Origin of the sequence: Mesorhizobium sp. M0500, from assembly GCF_040321165.1 — a bacterium.
Classification (GTDB): domain Bacteria; phylum Pseudomonadota; class Alphaproteobacteria; order Rhizobiales; family Rhizobiaceae; genus Mesorhizobium.
Genome location: NZ_JAMYRB010000010.1, coordinates 102,282 through 117,992, shown reverse-complemented (window position 1 = coordinate 117,992; position 15,711 = coordinate 102,282). Strand labels below are relative to the sequence as shown.

The following is a 15,711-nucleotide window of genomic DNA, read 5'->3' as shown; positions in this document are numbered from 1 at the left end:
GCTATCTGGCCAAATCCGCCACGACCGCATCGAGCACGATCATGCCGGCCGGCGTGGCGCGCAGGCGGGCATTGCCGATCGGCGCCACCAGGCCTTCGTCCTGCAGCACCGACAGCCGTGCCGTCGACAGGCCGCGCCCTGAAAATGCCTCGTAGCGGGAAAGGTCGATGCCTTCCGCCAGCCTCAGCCCCATCAGCAGGAACTCGTCGGCCTCTTCCGACCGCGTCAGGACCTCGCCGCCGGTAACGCCATGACCCTTGGCCTCGACCAGATTGGCCCAGGTCTCCGGCATTTTCTCGGCGATCGTCACCACGCGGCGGCCATTTTCGACGAACCGGCCATGCGCGCCGGGACCGACGCCGACATATTCGCCATAACGCCAATAGGTGAGATTGTGCCGGCTTTCGGCGCCGGGCCTGGCGTGGTTGGAAATCTCGTAGGCCGGCAGTCCGCGCGCGGTGGTGATCTCCTGTGTCAACGCGTAGAGATCGGCGGCAAGCTCATTGTCTGGAATGATGAATTTCCTTGCCGCATGCAGTGCATGGAACGGCGTGCCTTCCTCGATGGTCAGCTGATAGAGCGACAGATGGTCTGCGGCGTGGCCGATCGCCTGCTCGAGCTCCGTCTGCCACGCTTTAAGCGTCTGGCCCGGCCGCGCGTAGATCAGGTCGAACGACAGCCGTGGGAATATCTCGCGCGCCAGGCCGATCGCATGCAGGGCCTCATCGACATTGTGCAAACGGCCGAGGAAGCGCAGATCCTTGTCGTGCAGCGCCTGCACGCCAAGCGATACCCGGTTGACGCCGGCCGCGCGATAGCCGCGAAAGCGCTCGGCCTCGACCGAGGAAGGATTGGCCTCCAGCGTCACCTCGATGCCATCAGGCACCGTCCAGTTCTTCGCCACTGCATCCAGCACCGCCGCCACGGTCTGCGGCTTCATCAGCGATGGCGTGCCGCCGCCAAGAAAGATGCTGGTCACCTCGCGCGGTCCGGTGCGGCCGCGCATCGTCGCCAGCTCGGTCTCGAAGGCGCGGGCAAAACGCTCCTGGTCGACCGGCTGGTGGCGGACATGGCTGTTGAAGTCGCAATACGGGCATTTGGCCGCGCAGAACGGCCAGTGGACGTAGACGCCGAAACCAGGCCTGCGGTCGAGCAGCATGGTCATACGCCGGCCAATCGGGCTTGCGCGAATTTCTGGAAGGCGCGGGCACGGTGCGACAATGTGGTTGGCTGGCCGGGCTTCCAGCCATGCTTTTCCTTCGCGCTCATCTCGCCGAAGGTCTTTTCGAACCCGTTGGGCAAGAACACCGGATCGTAGCCGAAGCCGAGCTCGCCGCGCGGTGGCCATACCAGCGTGCCCTCGACCTCACCGCGAAAATATTCCGCCTGGCCATCGGGAAAGGCCAGGCAGATGACCGCGACAAAGCGGCCCTTGCGCTGGGCAGGCGTGATCGCGCCAACTTCTTGCAAGGCCACTTCCGTGCGCTGCATGGCCATGCCGAAGTCGCGGGAGCCGTCCGGCGTCTCAGCCCAGTTGGCGGTGTAGACGCCGGGTGCGCCGTCGAGCGCATCGACACACAGGCCGGAATCGTCCGACAGCGCCGGCAGTCCAGTGGCCTTGGCGGCAGCCAAGGCTTTTATGAGGGCGTTCTCCTCGAAAGTGGTGCCGGTCTCGTCCGGTTCCGGCAGGCCGTATTCCTTTGCGGACTTCGCTTCAATGCCGAATGGCGCCATCAGATCGGCGAATTCCCGCAATTTACCGGCGTTATGGCTGGCGACGACGATCTTATGCCCGTCAAGCGAATGAACAGTTGGCGAATGCATCAGATGCCCCAGATTCTTGGCTCGGCGAATTCGATCGAATTGCCCGACGGGTCGCGAATATAGATCGAGCGGCCGCCCTGCGGCCATTCGAACTCGCTTTCGATGGCAATTTTCTTCGCCTCAAGATGCGCTTTCCAGCGTGGGATTTCATCCGCGCTTGCGGCGAAGCAAAGATGGCCCTGGCCGACCGCGCCATGCGGCGGTACTTTGAGCTTGGCGTCGGCCGGCGGCGGCACTTTGGTCGCCTCGGCATTGAACATAAGCAGCACGCTGTCGCCGCAGCGGAAGAAGAGATGCCTGCCATCGACCTTGCCGAGCAGATCGAGCCCGAGCACGCCCGAATAGAACCGTTCCGCGGCAGCAAGGTCCGTCACGTAGAGTGCTGATTCCAGGATTGCAGAAGGGGTCACAGGATCGCCAATCTCATCAATATTGACCGCAGCTAAGCCACCGCCATTTGCTGCAAGCTGACCAGGCGCTGAATACCTTTCTTGGCGAGCCCCATCAGCGCCGCGAACTGCTCTTCCGAGAACGGCTCGCCCTCGGCCGTGCCTTGGATCTCGACGATGCCGCCCTTGCCGGTCATGACGAAATTGGCGTCGGTACTGGCCGAGGAATCCTCGATATAGTCGAGGTCGATGACCGGCTGGCCATCATGGATGCCGCAGGAGATCGCCGCAACGTGATCCTTCAGCACCTTGCCCAGGCTCGCCATCTGGCGGGTTTCCATCCAGCGCAGGCAGTCGTAGAGCGCCACCCAGCCGCCGGTGATCGAAGCGGTGCGCGTGCCGCCGTCGGCCTGGATCACGTCGCAGTCGACGGTGATCTGCTGCTCGCCGAGCGCCTGCAGATCGACCACGGCGCGCAGGGAGCGGCCGATCAGCCGCTGGATTTCCAGCGTGCGGCCGCCTTGTTTGCCGGCCGAAGCCTCGCGGCGCATGCGCTCGCCGGTCGAACGCGGCAGCATGCCGTATTCCGCCGTCACCCAGCCCTTGCCGGAGTTGCGCATCCAGCCCGGCACCTTTTCCTCCAGGCTGGCCGTACACAGCACATGCGTGTCGCCGAACTTCACCAGGCACGAGCCTTCCGCATGCTTGGAGACGCCGCGCTCGAAGGAGATGGGGCGCATTTCGTCGAATTGGCGTTTGGAAGGGCGCATTCAGGCTTCTTTCTTTCTTCGGAATCTTGGCCGGGGAATCTTGGCCGGCTTGTAGCCGCACGGGGCGTGAGGCGCAAAGGAAAATGGACCGGTTGCGCCGACACCGCGGAAGTCTATATCTTCGGGGCGGAGGTTTTTGGCTCGAAATGACAAAGGCAGTCGATCCCGGTTTGCAGTCGCACGTGCTCCCGTCGCACGCGCTGCAATCGCCCGCGCTTCAATCGCTCGACATGCGTTCGCGCGACATCTTCCGGCGCATCGTCGATTCCTATTTGAGGGATGGCGAGCCGGTCGGTTCGCGCAGCCTGTCGCGCATCCTGCCGTCGTCGCTGTCGCCGGCCACCATCCGCAACGTGATGAGCGACCTTGAGCATCTCGGCCTGATCTATGCGCCGCACATTTCGGCTGGCCGGCTGCCGACCCAGGCAGGCCTGCGCTTCTTCGTCGATGCTTTCATGGAACTTGGTGACCTCTCCGACGAGGAGCGCCGTACCATCGAGGCCCAGGTGCGCGCCTCCGGCTCGGGCGCGACGCTGGAGCATATGCTGACCGAGGCCAGCCAGATGCTGTCCGGCATGTCGCGCGGCGCCGGCCTCGTGCTCGCCGCCAAGAATGAGGTGGCGCTTAAGCACATCGAATTCATCCAGCTCGAGCCGACCAAGGCGCTGGCCGTGCTGGTCTCGCAGAACGGCGACGTCGAAAATCGCGTCATCGATCTGCCCGCCGGCATCACCATCTCGCAATTGCACGAAGCCTCCAACTTCCTCAACGCCCATATCCGCGGCCGCACCCTGGCCGAGGCGCGGGTCGAGATCGCCCGCATCAAGGAAGAGACCAGGGCAGCCCTCGACACGCTGTCGCAGGATCTGGTCGAGAAGGGCCTGGCGGTCTGGGCAGGCGCTGAAAGCGGCGTGCCTGGGCGGCTTATCGTGCGCGGCCGCGCCAATCTCCTGGAAAACGTCACTGCCCAGGCCGACATAGAATTGCTGCGGCATCTGTTTGAGGATCTGGAGACGCAGGATGGGCTGATCCAGCTTCTCGACCTCGCCGAGGCAGGCCCAGGCGTGCGCATATTCATCGGTTCGGAAAACAAGCTGTTTTCGCTGTCTGGCTCCTCGCTGGTGGTGGCACCCTATCGCGACAAGGACGCGCGCGTCGTCGGTGCGCTCGGCGTCATCGGGCCGACGCGGCTGAATTATGCGCGCATAGTACCGATGGTCGACTATACCGCGCAGCTGATTTCGCGCATGCTGAGCTAGGAGCCGCCGCGGGCCTGCCGCAAGGAGGAGAAAAGAATGGCGCTGGAATCGTTCAAGGCCCAGATCAGTCTGCTGCTCGAAGAAATGATCAACCAGCCAGAGGATCAGCACGAGGTGCAAGAGCAGTTGCGCGAGAAGCTGCAAGAGATGCGGGCGATGGGTCTGCCGCTGCCGGCCGATCTGGTCGCGCTGGAAAAGCGCCTCGACGACGACTTTTACGCCTCTGGCAACTGAACGGGTTCGGCTTCAAATCCTCGTGTGCTGGACGGCCGCTTGGAACGATCAATACCTGATGCCGTTTGCCCTGTTCGAGGCGAATCCCGGAGGACGTTGATGATCCGATCTGGCGGCTTTGCGGCTGTTGCCGCTGCCCTCCTTGTTGCGACACCGGCAGCCGCCCAGCAGGCGGACCAGAATGTGCTCAAAGGCGAAGCCGCGTTTGGCGATTGGCACGCCGACAGGCCTGGCGTCCGACGCCTGATTGGGCCGCGAGACATGCCGGCAGCCGACCCCGCCCAATCCGCTTCGAACGGCGCCGGCGTGGCGGAACGGCCCGAACGCGCCAAGCCAGAATTGCCGTCGGGCTTTTCGGCTGAAATGATCGCATCCGGCATCGTCAATCCACGTGTCGTGCGCGTCGCTCCGAATGGCGACCTGTTTGTTGCCAACAGCCATGCCGACCAAATACGCGTCTATCGTCTCGCCGAGGGCAGCGCCAAGCCCATCGAGAAAGCGATCTTCGCCAAGGGGCTCAATTATCCCTACGGCATCGCCTTCTATCCGCCAGGAGACAAACCGCAATGGGTTTATGTCGCGAACAGCGACAGCATCGTCCGCTTCCCCTATCGCGATGGCGACCTGAAGACATCCGGCAAACCAGAAACCATTGTCGCCCAAATCCCGTCGGGTGGTCACACGACCCGCGACATCGCCTTCTCGCAGGACGGCAAAACGCTTTATTTGTCGGTTGGCTCCGCCTCGAACGTCGCCGAGGATATAGGTAAGGAGCCGGATAGCGGCCTCGACGCCTGGGCCAAATCAAAGCCGCTCGGGGCGGCCTGGGGCTCCGAGGACGGCCGTGCCGATGTGCTCGCCTTTGACCCGGATGGGAAAAATCCCCGAACTGTCGCCACCGGCCTGCGCAACTGTACGGGCATGACCGTGCAGCCCGCCACCGGCGCATTGTGGTGCGTCGTCAATGAGCGCGACGAACTCGGCGACAATGTGCCGTTCGAATTTGCAACAGCGGTCAAGGACGGCGGATTCTATGGTTGGCCTTGGTACTACATCGGCAATAACGAGGATCCGCGCCATCAGGGCGAGCGGCCAGACCTCGCCGGCAAGGCCACTGTCCCCGATGTATTGATGCAGGCGCATTCGGCGCCGATGAATATAGCCTTCTACGACGGCAAGAACTTCCCGGCGGATTATCAGGGTGACGCCTTCGTCGCCATGCATGGTTCGTGGAACCGTGGCGCCAGGACCGGCTACAAGGTGGTGAGGCTCAAATTCAGGGATGGCAAGCCGACAGGCGAATATGAGGACTTCATGACCGGCTTCGTCATCTCGAACGACGCCGTCTGGGGCCGACCGGTCGGTGTCGCGATGGCCAAGGACGGCTCGCTGATCGTCACCGAGGACGGCAACGGCACCATCTGGCGCATTACCTACGAAGACGGCCGCTCCTGAACGGCGGTGTCGCCTGCTGCGCTGGCGCAATCGAATTCGGCCCGAGGGAATTCACCCAACTTCAACATTGTGCGACAAGCGCCAATCATGACACTCACCGGGTTCCTCGCCTATAGCGCCGCCCTCGGCATCGCCGCGGCCATCCCCGGCCCCGGCGTCACCGCGCTCGTTGCGCGTGCGCTGGGTTCCGGCTTCCGCTCGTCGCTGGCCATGTCGTTCGGGCTGATGCTCGGCGACCTGACCTATCTCACTGCCGTGGTGCTCGGCCTGGCTTTCGTCGCGCAAACTTTCGGCATGGTCTTCCTGGCCATCAAATGGCTGGGCGTCGCCTACCTCGCCTTTCTTGGCTGGCGTTTCTGGACGAGCGGCATCACGCCGGAGACGGTGGAGGCGAAGAAAGGCAAGGGCGGCTTGGCATCCAGCTTTGTAGCCGGCCTCGCCGTCACGCTCGGCAATCCGAAGACGATGATCTTCTATCTTGCCATCACCCCGACCATCGTCGATCTGAAGACGATCACGCTGGCCGATTACGGCATCCTCGTTGCGCTCACCATCGTCGTCCTGCTCGTCGTGCTGGTGCCCTATCTGGCGCTGGCGGCCAAGGCGCGCTGGTTCCTGAAGTCGCCGCGGGCGCTGAGGGCACTCAACCGCACCGCCGCGGGCTTCATGGTCGGTGCGGCGGCGGCAATTGCCGCCCGCCAATAGATCTCCTTCGCCAATCCGCCCAAGGATTGCCACGCCTTGCAAGGGCGGGGGTACTCAGCACGAACTTCACTCGGATATTTTTCGATCGACAGCCTATCTTGCGCGGCGGATGGCTCTATCCTAGGCCCCGCCCGACTCTTGCCGCTTGACCTCTGGGAGGAAATCAATGAACAAGCCCGCCACCCCCGCACACGTGCCCGGCCGCGGCCGCATCTACAATTCGATCACCGAGACGATCGGCGACACGCCGCTGGTGCGGCTTGATAAATTCGCCAGGGAGAAGGGCGTCGTCGCCAATCTGCTGGCCAAGCTCGAATTCTTCAACCCGATCGCCTCGGTCAAGGACCGCATCGGCGTGTCGATGATCGAGGCATTGGAGGCTTCGGGCAGGATTACGCCCGGCAAGACCACCCTGATCGAGCCGACCTCGGGCAATACCGGCATCGCGCTCGCCTTTGCCGCCGCTGCCAAGGGCTACAAGCTGATCCTGACCATGCCGGAAACCATGTCCGTCGAACGCCGCAAGATGCTGGCTCTGCTCGGTGCCGAACTGGTGCTGACCGAAGGGCCGAAAGGCATGAAGGGCGCCATCGCCAAGGCGGACGAGCTGGCGGCAACGCTGCCCGACGCTGTCATTCCGCAGCAATTCGAAAACCCGGCCAATCCGGAAATCCATCGCCGCACCACGGCCGAGGAAATCTGGAACGACACCCATGGCGAAGTCGATATCTTCGTTGCCGGCATCGGGACCGGCGGCACCATCACCGGCGTCGGCCAGGTGCTGAAGAAGCGTAAGCCCTCGGTGCATGTCGTCGCCGTCGAACCGGAAGCCTCGCCGGTGCTGTCGGGCGGCCAGCCAGGCCCGCACAAGATCCAGGGCATTGGCGCCGGCTTCGCGCCAAAAATCCTCGACACGACGATCTATGACGAAATCGTCAAGGTCTCGAACGAGGATTCGGTTGCCAATGCACGGCTCGTCGCTCGGCTCGAAGGTGTGCCGGTCGGCATCTCGTCGGGTGCCGCCCTGCAAGCGGCGATCGTCGTCGGCTCGCGGGCCGAGAACAAGGGCAAGAACCTCGTCGTCGTCATCCCCTCTTTCGCCGAGCGCTATCTCTCGACGATCCTGTTCGAGGGATTGGGCGCTTAGACACGAGCGTTTTTGACCGGTCAGTAGCGATCCTTCGCGATGCCCTCCGACATCAAATACTCTGTATCACGCGTCGGCGTGGACCGCTGAAAAACCACCTGTGGCGGGCGTCGTTCGCTTGAGCGGCGGGTCCCTTCCGTATCAAATCGTCGCTGCCCGGCAGGTGGAGGACTTCATGTACAAGCTCTATACGCGTGCCAATACCGGCGGCTTTGTCATCGAGGCGGCGCTCGCTTTGGCGGGCGTGCCTTTCGACCAGATCGACGTTCCGAAGGGCCGACCCGACCAGGCCTTTTTAGATATCAGCCCCTTGAACCAGGTGCCGGTCCTGATCTTGCCGGACGGACGCTCGATGACCGAATCGGCGGCGATCTGCATCCTGCTGGCCGAGCGCCACCCGGAAGCAGGACTGGCGCCCGCAGCAAGTTCGGCTGACCGTGCCGACTTCCTGCGCTGGATGTTTTTCATGTCCTCCGTCATCTATTCGGCTGACCTGCGGTTCTTCTACGCTCATCGCTACACGACCGATCCCCGCGGCGTGGACGCTGTCAAACGGGCGGCGGTCTCGGAAATGGATCGCAGCTTCGCCATTCTCGATGCCGCCCTCGCAGGCCATGACTGGCTGGCCGGCGACCGGCTCTCGCTGGCCGACATCTATCTCGTCATGTTGGTGGCCTGGCATCCGGAGGTCGCGAAGGTTCCAACCGCTTGGCCGAATATCGAACGCCTGTGGGCCAATTTGCGGGAACATCGAGTGATAAAGAGGCTGAATGCTTCCCACGACATGTGGCCGGCCTAAGCACTCCGCCTTGTCTCAGTGTCTTTCCGCGTGGCCGAGCCATGCCCGTCGTTCCTGCAGGAACCGGCGCACGGCCGGATCGCGTTCGAGGCCGATAGCCCGGTCATAGGCCTCGCTCGCTTGCGGAACTTTGCCGAGTCTGGCCAGCAGGCCCGCGCGGGCGGCCCAGTAAGGTTGATAGTCATACAGCCGCTTGTCGCCGCTGAGTTGATCAAGCGCGCCCAATCCTGCTGAAGCACCTTCGGCCTCGGCAATCGCCACCGCACGGTTGATCGACACCACCGGCGAGCCGGCAATCACCGACAGCGCGTCGTAGAGCTCCTTGATCGCGACCCAGTCGGTACAACCGGTCAGCCGCCGTGTCGTATGGGCGGATTGCACGGCGGCCTCGAGCTGGTAGCGGCCGACAACACCCTCGGCGGCCGCGCGCCCGAGCAGCGCCTCCGCTTCATCGATCAGGGTGTCGTCCCACAATGCAAGATCCTGCTCGGCCAGCGGCACATAGTCACCCGCCGCATTGCGCCGGGCTGCACGCCGCGCCTCGGCGAACAGCATCAGCGCCAGCAGGCCGAGTGCTTCCGGCTCATCCGGCATCAGCGAGGCGATCAGACGGCCGAGCCAGATGCCTTCGGTCGCGAGATTGCGGCGCCGCGTTTCGGTGCCGGCCGGGTCGGACCAACCTTCGGCAAACGCCGCGTAGATCGCTTCCAGAACGGTGCCCAGCCGCTCGCCGAGCTCGGCCCGCTCCGGCACGCGGAACGGAATGCCTGTCTCGCGAATTCGCGTCTTGGCGCGCACCAGCCGCTGGCTCATCGTGGCTGGCGAGACAAGAAAAGCCGAGGCGATGGTCGCTGCGTCGAAGCCCAGGACCGTCTGCAGGATCAGCGGTGCTCGCACGCCGGCCTCAATCGCGGGATGGGCGCAGGCAAACATGAGCCTGAGCCGCTCGTCCGGCAGGTCTTCCTCGGCCATGCGCGCCTCCATCTCCTCGGCGATCAGTCTCAGGTGGTCGCGGCCCGCCTCGCGTGTCAGCCGCCGTCTGACCGCGTCGACGCGGCGCTTGCGTGCCACCGCCAGCAGCCAGGCTTCCGGCTTGTCGGGCACGCCCGCCTGTGGCCAACGCTCGAGCGCCGCTGCAAAGGCATCGGCCAATGCGTCCTCTGCAGCGGCCACGTCGCGCGTGCGTGCGGCGAGATAGGCGACCAGCTTGCCGTAGCTTTGCCGGGCGGCCGCTTCCGCCGCCGCCCGCGCAGTATCGGGCAATTCCGGCATCACATGGTGAGTTCCCAGATCGGCCGCACCTCTACCGTGCCGGTGCTGGCGCCCGGGCAGCGCGCCGCCCAGGCAATGGCGGCGTCGACGTCCTCCGCTTCGATCATATAGAAGCCGGCAAGCTGCTCCTTGGTGTCGGCATAGGGGCCGTCGAGCACGTTGGTCTTGCCATTGGCCATCCGCACCGAGGTAGCGGATTGCGTCGGCTTCAGCCGGTCGCCGGCGAGCCAGGCGCCGGATTTCTTCAACGCTTCGGTGTAGGCGACGTACGCGCTCGACATCTGTGTCACCGCATCTGCTGGCGCGGCTGCCATCCCCGCTTCGTTTCCATAGATCAAAAGCATGTATCGCATGGTCTTCTCCCGTTTCTCGAAGGCCGCATCGTTGCGAGCCGGACTTATGTCGCGCGGCCCTGCCGGATTTCGACAAGCGCTGGAAAAATCTTTCTGCCGCGATGCGACCTCGCGCAAGCGCCAACGTGTTGCGGCACTGCTTAGCCGTTCGTCTAATCGCTGCTATTGCGGGTTGGCATTTCCCGCCCGCTGTCTAAACTCGCTTCGCTTCGTGCCGCCGAGGAGGGCACGGCGGCGAATTTTCAGGGAGGAAATCGCATGCTCAATTTCAGGACGAAATTTGTTGCAGCCGGCGTGCTGGCGCTGTCGCTTGGCCTTGGCGCGGTATCGGTCAAGGCACAGGAATTCATCAACGTGCTGACCGGCGGCACGTCCGGCGTCTACTATCCGCTCGGCGTCGCCCTGTCGGAAATCTACGGCAAGGGCATCGAAGGCGCGCGCACCCAGGTGCAGGCGACGAAAGCGTCGGTCGAAAACCTCAATCTCTTGCAGCAGGGCAAGGGCGAGATTGCTTTCGCGCTTGGCGATTCCGTCAAGCTGGCCGCCGAAGGCAATACCGAAGCAGGCTTCCCAGGCAAGCTCGACAAGCTGCGCGGCATTGCCGCCATCTATCCCAATTACATCCAGATCGTCGCCAGCAAGGAATCCGGCATCAAGACGCTCGCCGATCTCAAGGGCAAGAGCCTTTCGGTCGGCGCGCCGGCCTCAGGCACCGAGCTCAACGCCCGCACGATATTTGCCGCTGCCGGGCTGAAATACGAAGACCTCGGGCGGATCGAATATCTGCCCTTCGCCGAATCGGTGGAGCTGATCAAGAACCGCCAGCTCGACGCCACGCTGCAGTCGGCTGGCCTTGGGGTCGCGTCGATCCGTGACCTCGCCACCTCAGTGCCGGTAAACGTCGTTGCCGTGCCGGCGGAGGACGTCGCCAAGATCGGCTCGCCCTATCTTTCCGTGGTCATCCCCAAGGGCACCTACGAGGGCCAGACCGAGGATGTTGCGACCGCCGCCGTCGGCAATTTCCTGATCACCAGCGCCGATGTCTCCGACGAGACCGCCTACCAGATGACGAAACTGCTGTTCGAGCATCTCGACCAGCTCACCGCTGCCCACGCCGCCGCCAAGGCGATCGACCCGGCCAAGGCGCTCGACGGCATGCCGGTGCCGCTGCATCCAGGCGCCGAGAGGTATTACAAGGAAAAGGGATTGGTGAAGTAAGGAGCCATCCCTCCCCCTTGAGGAGAAGGTGAACAGCTGCCGAAGGCGAATGGACGGGTAGGGTCGGTTGAGGCCGCGCACTGCCGCACCGACCTCACCCGCCTCGCTTCGCTCGGCACCCTCCCCTCGAGGAGGGGACCGCCCCGCCAGGAACCCCGCTAATGACCGTAACCCCGACCGTTCTTTCCCCCACAGCGGAAGCTCCTGTCGAAGGATTGCCGCCTGGCTTCGGCGAAGGCATCGCCGGCAAGGCGGCTTTTTTTATCGCCATCGCCTTCTCCATCTTCCAAATCTACATCGCCGCCTATGGCAGCCTGCCGAGCCAGGTCATACGCGCCATGCATGTCGGCTTCCTGCTGCTGCTCGGCTTTGCCCTAATCGCCAATCTGCGCGCCAAAAGCGTCCCGGCGAAAGCAGTGTTCTGGACGCTCGGCCTGCTTGGTTTCGCCACCGGTCTGTACAATTGGGTGTTCTATGCCGACCTCATCCGCCGCTCCGGCTTTCTCACCACGCCTGACCTGATCGTCGGCGCGGTGCTGGTCGTGCTGGTCTTCGAGGCGGCGCGGCGGTTAATGGGGCTGCCGCTCGCCGTCATTGCCTTCATCTTTCTCGCCTACGCATTTGCCGGCAATCATCTGCCGCCGCCGTTCATCCATCGCGGTTATGATTTCGCCCAGCTCGTCGACACCTTCGCCTATGGCACCGAAGGCATCTACGGCACGCCGATCTATGTCTCGGCCGCCTACATCTTCATCTTCGTCGTTTTCGCCGCCTTTCTTGAGCGCGCCGGCATGATCGCGCTGTTCAACGATTTTGCGCTTGGCCTGGTCGGCTCATGGCGCGGCGGCCCGGCGCAAGTCTGCGTGCTGTCCTCGGCGCTGATGGGCACCATTTCCGGCTCCGGCGTCGCCAATGTGGTGGCCAGCGGCCAGTTCACCATCCCGCTGATGAAACGCTTCGGTTTCCGCTCGGCTTTCGCTGGCGCCGTCGAGGCGACCTCGTCGATGGGCGGCCAGATCATGCCGCCGGTGATGGGAGCGGTTGCCTTTATCATGGCCGAGACCCTGAACATCCCCTATGCCGCGGTGGTCAAGGCGGCGATCATTCCGGCGCTGCTCTATTTCGGCGCCTGTTTCTGGCAGGTGCACCTGGAAGCTGGCAAGGCCGGCCTGCACGGCATGGCCAAGGCCGACCTGCCCAATCCGTGGGATGCGGTGAAACAACACTGGCCGCTGGTGCTGCCGCTGGCAGCGCTGATCTACCTGCTGTTTGCCGGCTATACGCCGGTCTTCGCCGGCACCATGGGCCTGGCGTTGACCATTGTGCTTATCCTCGGCACGCCGCTGGCAGCATCGATCGGGCCGCTCGCCTTCCGCATCGTCTTCTGGCTGGCGCTCGGGCTTGCCGCGGCTTCCTTCATGAAATTCGGCGTCAACATCCTCAGCCTGGTCATCGCCGTGCTGGTCGCCGCCTGCCTCACCTTCAAGGGCGGGCGCGAGACGCTGCGCATATGCGTGGATTCCCTTGCCGAAGGAGCGAAGAACGCGCTGCCGGTCGGCATTGCCTGCGCCATTGTCGGCATCGTCATCGGCACGTTGACGCTTACCGGCATCGCCTCGACCTTCATCGGCTGGATCATCTCGATCGGCGAGAACAATCTGTTCCTGTCGCTGCTTTTGACCATGCTCACCTGCTTGGTGCTCGGCATGGGCATACCGACAATTCCCAACTACATCATCACTTCGTCGCTGGCCGGGCCAGCGCTGCTGTCGCTCGGCGTGCCGTTGGTGGTCAGCCATATGTTCGTCTTCTATTTCGGCATCATGGCCGATCTCACCCCGCCTGTGGCGCTGGCCGCCTTCGCCGCCGCGCCCATGGCCAAGGAAAGCGGCCTCAAGATCGGCATCCAGGCCACCAAGCTTGCCATTGCCGGCTTCGTTGTGCCGTTCATGGCGGTCTATACCCCGGCGCTGATGCTGCAGGACCCCGGCCCGATCGCCGCCCAGTTCGGCTATCCCGTCGAGGTCGCCTATATCGTCATCAAAGCCTGCATGGGTATCGTCCTGTGGGGCGCCGCGGCCGTCGGATTTCTCGCCCGGCGCATGGCGTGGTGGGAACGCCTCGTCGCCTTCGCCGCCGGCGTGCTGCTGGTTGCGGCGCTGCCGCTCACCGACGAGGCGGGCTGGGCGCTGTCCCTTGCCTGGATCGGCTGGCACTGCTGGCGCGCGCGGCAGGCTTCGCTGGCTAATTCAGCATGAGCCTCTGCATCGTCGCGGCCGGCAAGACGGTGACGCTCGCCGTTGCTGCCTTCACGCTCTCCTGGGTGCATTCGGTGGAGAAGACCCAGTGGCAGGAAGACTGGAAGGTGCTGCCGTCCGGCCTGCAGCTGGTCGAGGCCCGCATCAAGGGATCGGGCGCCGGGGTGGAGCCGCCGCAAGGCTCGGTGCTGAGAAACGGCTGGTGGGTCTATGCGCCCAAGGTCGGGCCACAGCGGCGCCTCGCGCTCGCCGCCTCGGGCGCCACGGGTCAGGGCTGGACGCTGTGCACGGCGCAGGACTGTCGCGAACTGGGCAAGCTGGCAGGCGGCCCGATCTCGTTGGAGCCGTGCGGGCCGGAGGGCTCCAGCCAGCCGCGGTAGCGGGCGATCATGCCGGCAAGCGGATGCGAGATCTCGACATGGAAGCGGAAGCGGCCATCCTTCACCGTTTCGTAGGAAGTCGAGCGTGGACCGAGCCACATCGGAAGCGGCAGGCCAAAAAAACTCCAGCGGCGCAAGACCAGCGCCAGCCGGCCGTCTTCGGCAACCAGCGCCATCGCGAAGGTCAGCGGGCCGAAGCGTTCGCACAGCAAGCGCTGCGATCGACCCCGGCCTGCGGACTGTAGGCTCGAAAAACTGTGCTTGCCGAATGTCCGGGTCCAGGTCTCGCCGTCCTTGTCGGTGTCGAAGCGGACATGAACCGGGATGTCCTCGCTTGCCCCGGGGAAGCCGACCGTCCAGGCCATTAGCCGGCCAAGAACATTGCGCCCGCGTTCGACGCGCGCGCGGCCTGCGGCCGTGATCGTACGGTCATGCATTGACCGAATTGCCTCGGGAAGGCCTTGCCAGGCGGCACCGAGCAGCTCGGCATAAAGCGGCTTGTCCTCGTCCGCCGCCCCGTTCCTGAAGCCGGTGTAGATTGTCCGCCCGGCGAACAGGGCTTCATAATCCCGGAGCTCCAAATCGCGCACCCCCGCCCGTGCGCCCGGCGCGGGCTGATGTCCGGCCAGCGCTTTGCGGGCCAGTGCTTCGACCGCCATCGACGGGATCAGCGGCCCGTCATTGCCCTCGGCCAAGAGATGCCACGAGCGCTTGACGATGGCGCCCGCCCGGTCCGATCCCTCGACCTCGACGAACATGCCGCCGCGATGCTCGCCCCAGCGCAGCCGGTTCGTTGCCTCATGCATCAGCGGCGCCAGCGGCGAAAGCGAACCGATCAATCCGGCGCGCACCAGCCAGGCGAGGCCGATCAGGGCGCGGTGCAGCACCTCGGGTACCGGCCCGGCTCCCATCCAGATGGTCCTCGCCTCCGGCCAAAGCGCGGCCAAGGCGCGCAGGTCTGGAACGTCGACCAGAGAAAACAGCGTGTTTCGAAGCGGCAGCCGGCCCGGCGGCGCGATAGTGTAGCGCAGCTGCTCGGTAAACGGACGGCCTTGTTCGGGACGGCCATTGCGAACAAGCCGCACCGGCCGACCGGCATAACCGGCGATAGCCCGGATGACGTTCCCGCCGACGCCGGCAAAGGGCGAAGGCGCGATGCCGCCGCGAATGCCGTCGACCCGCGTCAGGTCCGAAGACAGGCGACGCACCACCGCCGCCGTCAGCACCGGAAAGCTCGAGACGCCGGACAGCACGAAGACGCCGGCGTTTCGCGCCGCCTCGTCGAACGCAGAGACCCCGGCGACGAAATCCGAGCCGTCGGCTAGATCGAGATAGTTGATGCGCCGGGCGATGCAGGCCTCGATCAGGCGATAGCGTCCCTCGCCATAGGCCTGGAACGGACCGCTCGCGTCGACTACAATATCAGGCTCAAATGCAGCGAGTTGCGCGGCGAGATCGCCGTCACGGTCGAACAGTGCCGGCACCAGCTGGGCTGCTGTCGGGGCGCGCTTCTTGCAATACGCGTCAGCCTTGGCGAGCGAGCGCCCGGCGACAAAGAGGATCAGATGCGGCTCGCCCTCCAAAAGCTCGACGGTGCGACCGCCAAAGGTGCCATAGCCGCCGACGACAAGAACCTTCATCCGCAGTT

At 64.3% G+C, this 15,711-nt stretch carries 16 protein-coding genes; 9 read left to right on the top strand and 7 right to left on the bottom strand.

All coding sequences use genetic code 11. The features are described from left to right. Window position 1: 1 nt before the first annotated feature. The 4 genes from hemW to rph are packed head-to-tail and all read right to left on the bottom strand — an operon-like array spanning window position 2 to window position 2,983. The gene (gene hemW, locus NKI70_RS19540) at window positions 2-1,165 is read right to left on the bottom strand and encodes a radical SAM family heme chaperone HemW (RefSeq protein WP_352575340.1); all 1,164 of its coding nucleotides are present in this window, start codon (window positions 1,163-1,165) and stop codon (window positions 2-4) included. Beyond that, window positions 1,162-1,824, bottom strand: a complete 663-nt coding sequence (rdgB, locus tag NKI70_RS19535; RefSeq protein WP_352697384.1) for an RdgB/HAM1 family non-canonical purine NTP pyrophosphatase — start codon at window positions 1,822-1,824, stop codon at window positions 1,162-1,164. Before rdgB ends, hemW begins: the two co-directional genes overlap by 4 nt. After that, window positions 1,824-2,234, bottom strand: coding sequence for a VOC family protein (locus NKI70_RS19530; RefSeq protein ID WP_023678980.1), 411 nt, complete (start codon window positions 2,232-2,234; stop codon window positions 1,824-1,826). Before NKI70_RS19530 ends, rdgB begins: the two co-directional genes overlap by 1 nt. Before the next feature lie 32 nt (window positions 2,235-2,266). Further along, window positions 2,267-2,983, bottom strand: coding sequence for a ribonuclease PH (gene rph / locus NKI70_RS19525; protein WP_352697382.1), 717 nt, complete (start codon window positions 2,981-2,983; stop codon window positions 2,267-2,269). A gap of 146 nt (window positions 2,984-3,129) precedes the next feature. Between rph and hrcA the strand changes: the two genes are divergently transcribed. The 6 genes from hrcA (at window position 3,130) to NKI70_RS19495 (ending at window position 8,582) form a co-directional block, all read left to right on the top strand. Then, a complete protein-coding gene (gene hrcA / locus NKI70_RS19520; RefSeq protein WP_036239090.1) occupies window positions 3,130-4,242 on the top strand; it encodes a heat-inducible transcriptional repressor HrcA in 1,113 nt (370 codons plus the stop codon). Between the two features lie 36 nt (window positions 4,243-4,278). Next, window positions 4,279-4,476, top strand: a complete 198-nt coding sequence (locus tag NKI70_RS19515; RefSeq protein ID WP_023678983.1) for a hypothetical protein — start codon at window positions 4,279-4,281, stop codon at window positions 4,474-4,476. Window positions 4,477-4,575: 99 nt separating this feature from the next. Further along, window positions 4,576-5,931, top strand: a complete 1,356-nt coding sequence (locus tag NKI70_RS19510; protein ID WP_023678984.1) for a PQQ-dependent sugar dehydrogenase — start codon at window positions 4,576-4,578, stop codon at window positions 5,929-5,931. Window positions 5,932-6,018: 87 nt separating this feature from the next. Beyond that, on the top strand, window positions 6,019-6,636 hold the full coding sequence (locus tag NKI70_RS19505) for a LysE family translocator (RefSeq protein ID WP_352591732.1): 618 nt from the start codon (window positions 6,019-6,021) through the stop codon (window positions 6,634-6,636). 166 nt (window positions 6,637-6,802) lie between these two features. Further along, on the top strand, window positions 6,803-7,783 hold the full coding sequence (gene cysK, locus NKI70_RS19500; RefSeq protein ID WP_023678986.1) for a cysteine synthase A: 981 nt from the start codon (window positions 6,803-6,805) through the stop codon (window positions 7,781-7,783). Between the two features lie 175 nt (window positions 7,784-7,958). Next, a complete protein-coding gene (locus tag NKI70_RS19495; RefSeq protein WP_352575452.1) occupies window positions 7,959-8,582 on the top strand; it encodes a glutathione S-transferase family protein in 624 nt (207 codons plus the stop codon). A gap of 15 nt (window positions 8,583-8,597) precedes the next feature. On the opposite strand, the gene NKI70_RS19490 is transcribed toward NKI70_RS19495, so the two are convergent. Continuing rightward, the gene (locus NKI70_RS19490; RefSeq protein WP_352591729.1) at window positions 8,598-9,854 is read right to left on the bottom strand and encodes an RNA polymerase sigma factor; all 1,257 of its coding nucleotides are present in this window, start codon (window positions 9,852-9,854) and stop codon (window positions 8,598-8,600) included. Next, window positions 9,854-10,207, bottom strand: a complete 354-nt coding sequence (locus NKI70_RS19485; protein ID WP_023718846.1) for a YciI family protein — start codon at window positions 10,205-10,207, stop codon at window positions 9,854-9,856. The genes NKI70_RS19490 and NKI70_RS19485 overlap by 1 nt, the downstream gene beginning before the upstream one ends. Before the next feature lie 258 nt (window positions 10,208-10,465). Here NKI70_RS19485 and NKI70_RS19480 point away from each other — a divergent pair, with 258 nt between their 5' ends. From NKI70_RS19480 to NKI70_RS19470, 3 genes are all read left to right on the top strand, one after another. Continuing rightward, window positions 10,466-11,425 (top strand): TAXI family TRAP transporter solute-binding subunit, encoded by a 960-nt coding sequence (locus tag NKI70_RS19480; protein WP_352575333.1) that lies wholly within the window; start codon window positions 10,466-10,468, stop codon window positions 11,423-11,425. Window positions 11,426-11,586: 161 nt separating this feature from the next. After that, on the top strand, window positions 11,587-13,683 hold the full coding sequence (locus NKI70_RS19475) for a TRAP transporter permease (RefSeq protein ID WP_352575331.1): 2,097 nt from the start codon (window positions 11,587-11,589) through the stop codon (window positions 13,681-13,683). After that, the gene (locus NKI70_RS19470; RefSeq protein WP_352571587.1) at window positions 13,680-14,063 is read left to right on the top strand and encodes a DUF1850 domain-containing protein; all 384 of its coding nucleotides are present in this window, start codon (window positions 13,680-13,682) and stop codon (window positions 14,061-14,063) included. Before NKI70_RS19475 ends, NKI70_RS19470 begins: the two co-directional genes overlap by 4 nt. On the opposite strand, the gene NKI70_RS19465 is transcribed toward NKI70_RS19470, so the two are convergent. Continuing rightward, on the bottom strand, window positions 13,952-15,703 hold the full coding sequence (locus NKI70_RS19465) for a saccharopine dehydrogenase family protein (RefSeq protein ID WP_352571586.1): 1,752 nt from the start codon (window positions 15,701-15,703) through the stop codon (window positions 13,952-13,954). The two genes, NKI70_RS19470 and NKI70_RS19465, sit on opposite strands and share 112 nt — an antisense overlap. Window positions 15,704-15,711: the final 8 nt, after the last annotated feature.

Coding starts and splice junctions, on each gene's coding strand:
- NKI70_RS19495 (WP_352575452.1), top strand. CDS start 7,959: ATGTACAAGCTCTATACGCGTGCCAATACCGGCGGCTTTGTCATCGAG.
- NKI70_RS19490 (WP_352591729.1), bottom strand. CDS start 9,854: ATGCCGGAATTGCCCGATACTGCGCGGGCGGCGGCGGAAGCGGCCGCC.
- NKI70_RS19510 (WP_023678984.1), top strand. CDS start 4,576: ATGATCCGATCTGGCGGCTTTGCGGCTGTTGCCGCTGCCCTCCTTGTT.
- rdgB (WP_352697384.1), bottom strand. CDS start 1,824: ATGCATTCGCCAACTGTTCATTCGCTTGACGGGCATAAGATCGTCGTC.
- hemW (WP_352575340.1), bottom strand. CDS start 1,165: ATGACCATGCTGCTCGACCGCAGGCCTGGTTTCGGCGTCTACGTCCAC.
- NKI70_RS19475 (WP_352575331.1), top strand. CDS start 11,587: ATGACCGTAACCCCGACCGTTCTTTCCCCCACAGCGGAAGCTCCTGTC.
- cysK (WP_023678986.1), top strand. CDS start 6,803: ATGAACAAGCCCGCCACCCCCGCACACGTGCCCGGCCGCGGCCGCATC.
- NKI70_RS19515 (WP_023678983.1), top strand. CDS start 4,279: ATGGCGCTGGAATCGTTCAAGGCCCAGATCAGTCTGCTGCTCGAAGAA.
- NKI70_RS19485 (WP_023718846.1), bottom strand. CDS start 10,207: ATGCGATACATGCTTTTGATCTATGGAAACGAAGCGGGGATGGCAGCC.
- rph (WP_352697382.1), bottom strand. CDS start 2,983: ATGCGCCCTTCCAAACGCCAATTCGACGAAATGCGCCCCATCTCCTTC.
- NKI70_RS19505 (WP_352591732.1), top strand. CDS start 6,019: ATGACACTCACCGGGTTCCTCGCCTATAGCGCCGCCCTCGGCATCGCC.
- NKI70_RS19470 (WP_352571587.1), top strand. CDS start 13,680: ATGAGCCTCTGCATCGTCGCGGCCGGCAAGACGGTGACGCTCGCCGTT.
- hrcA (WP_036239090.1), top strand. CDS start 3,130: ATGACAAAGGCAGTCGATCCCGGTTTGCAGTCGCACGTGCTCCCGTCG.
- NKI70_RS19465 (WP_352571586.1), bottom strand. CDS start 15,703: ATGAAGGTTCTTGTCGTCGGCGGCTATGGCACCTTTGGCGGTCGCACC.
- NKI70_RS19480 (WP_352575333.1), top strand. CDS start 10,466: ATGCTCAATTTCAGGACGAAATTTGTTGCAGCCGGCGTGCTGGCGCTG.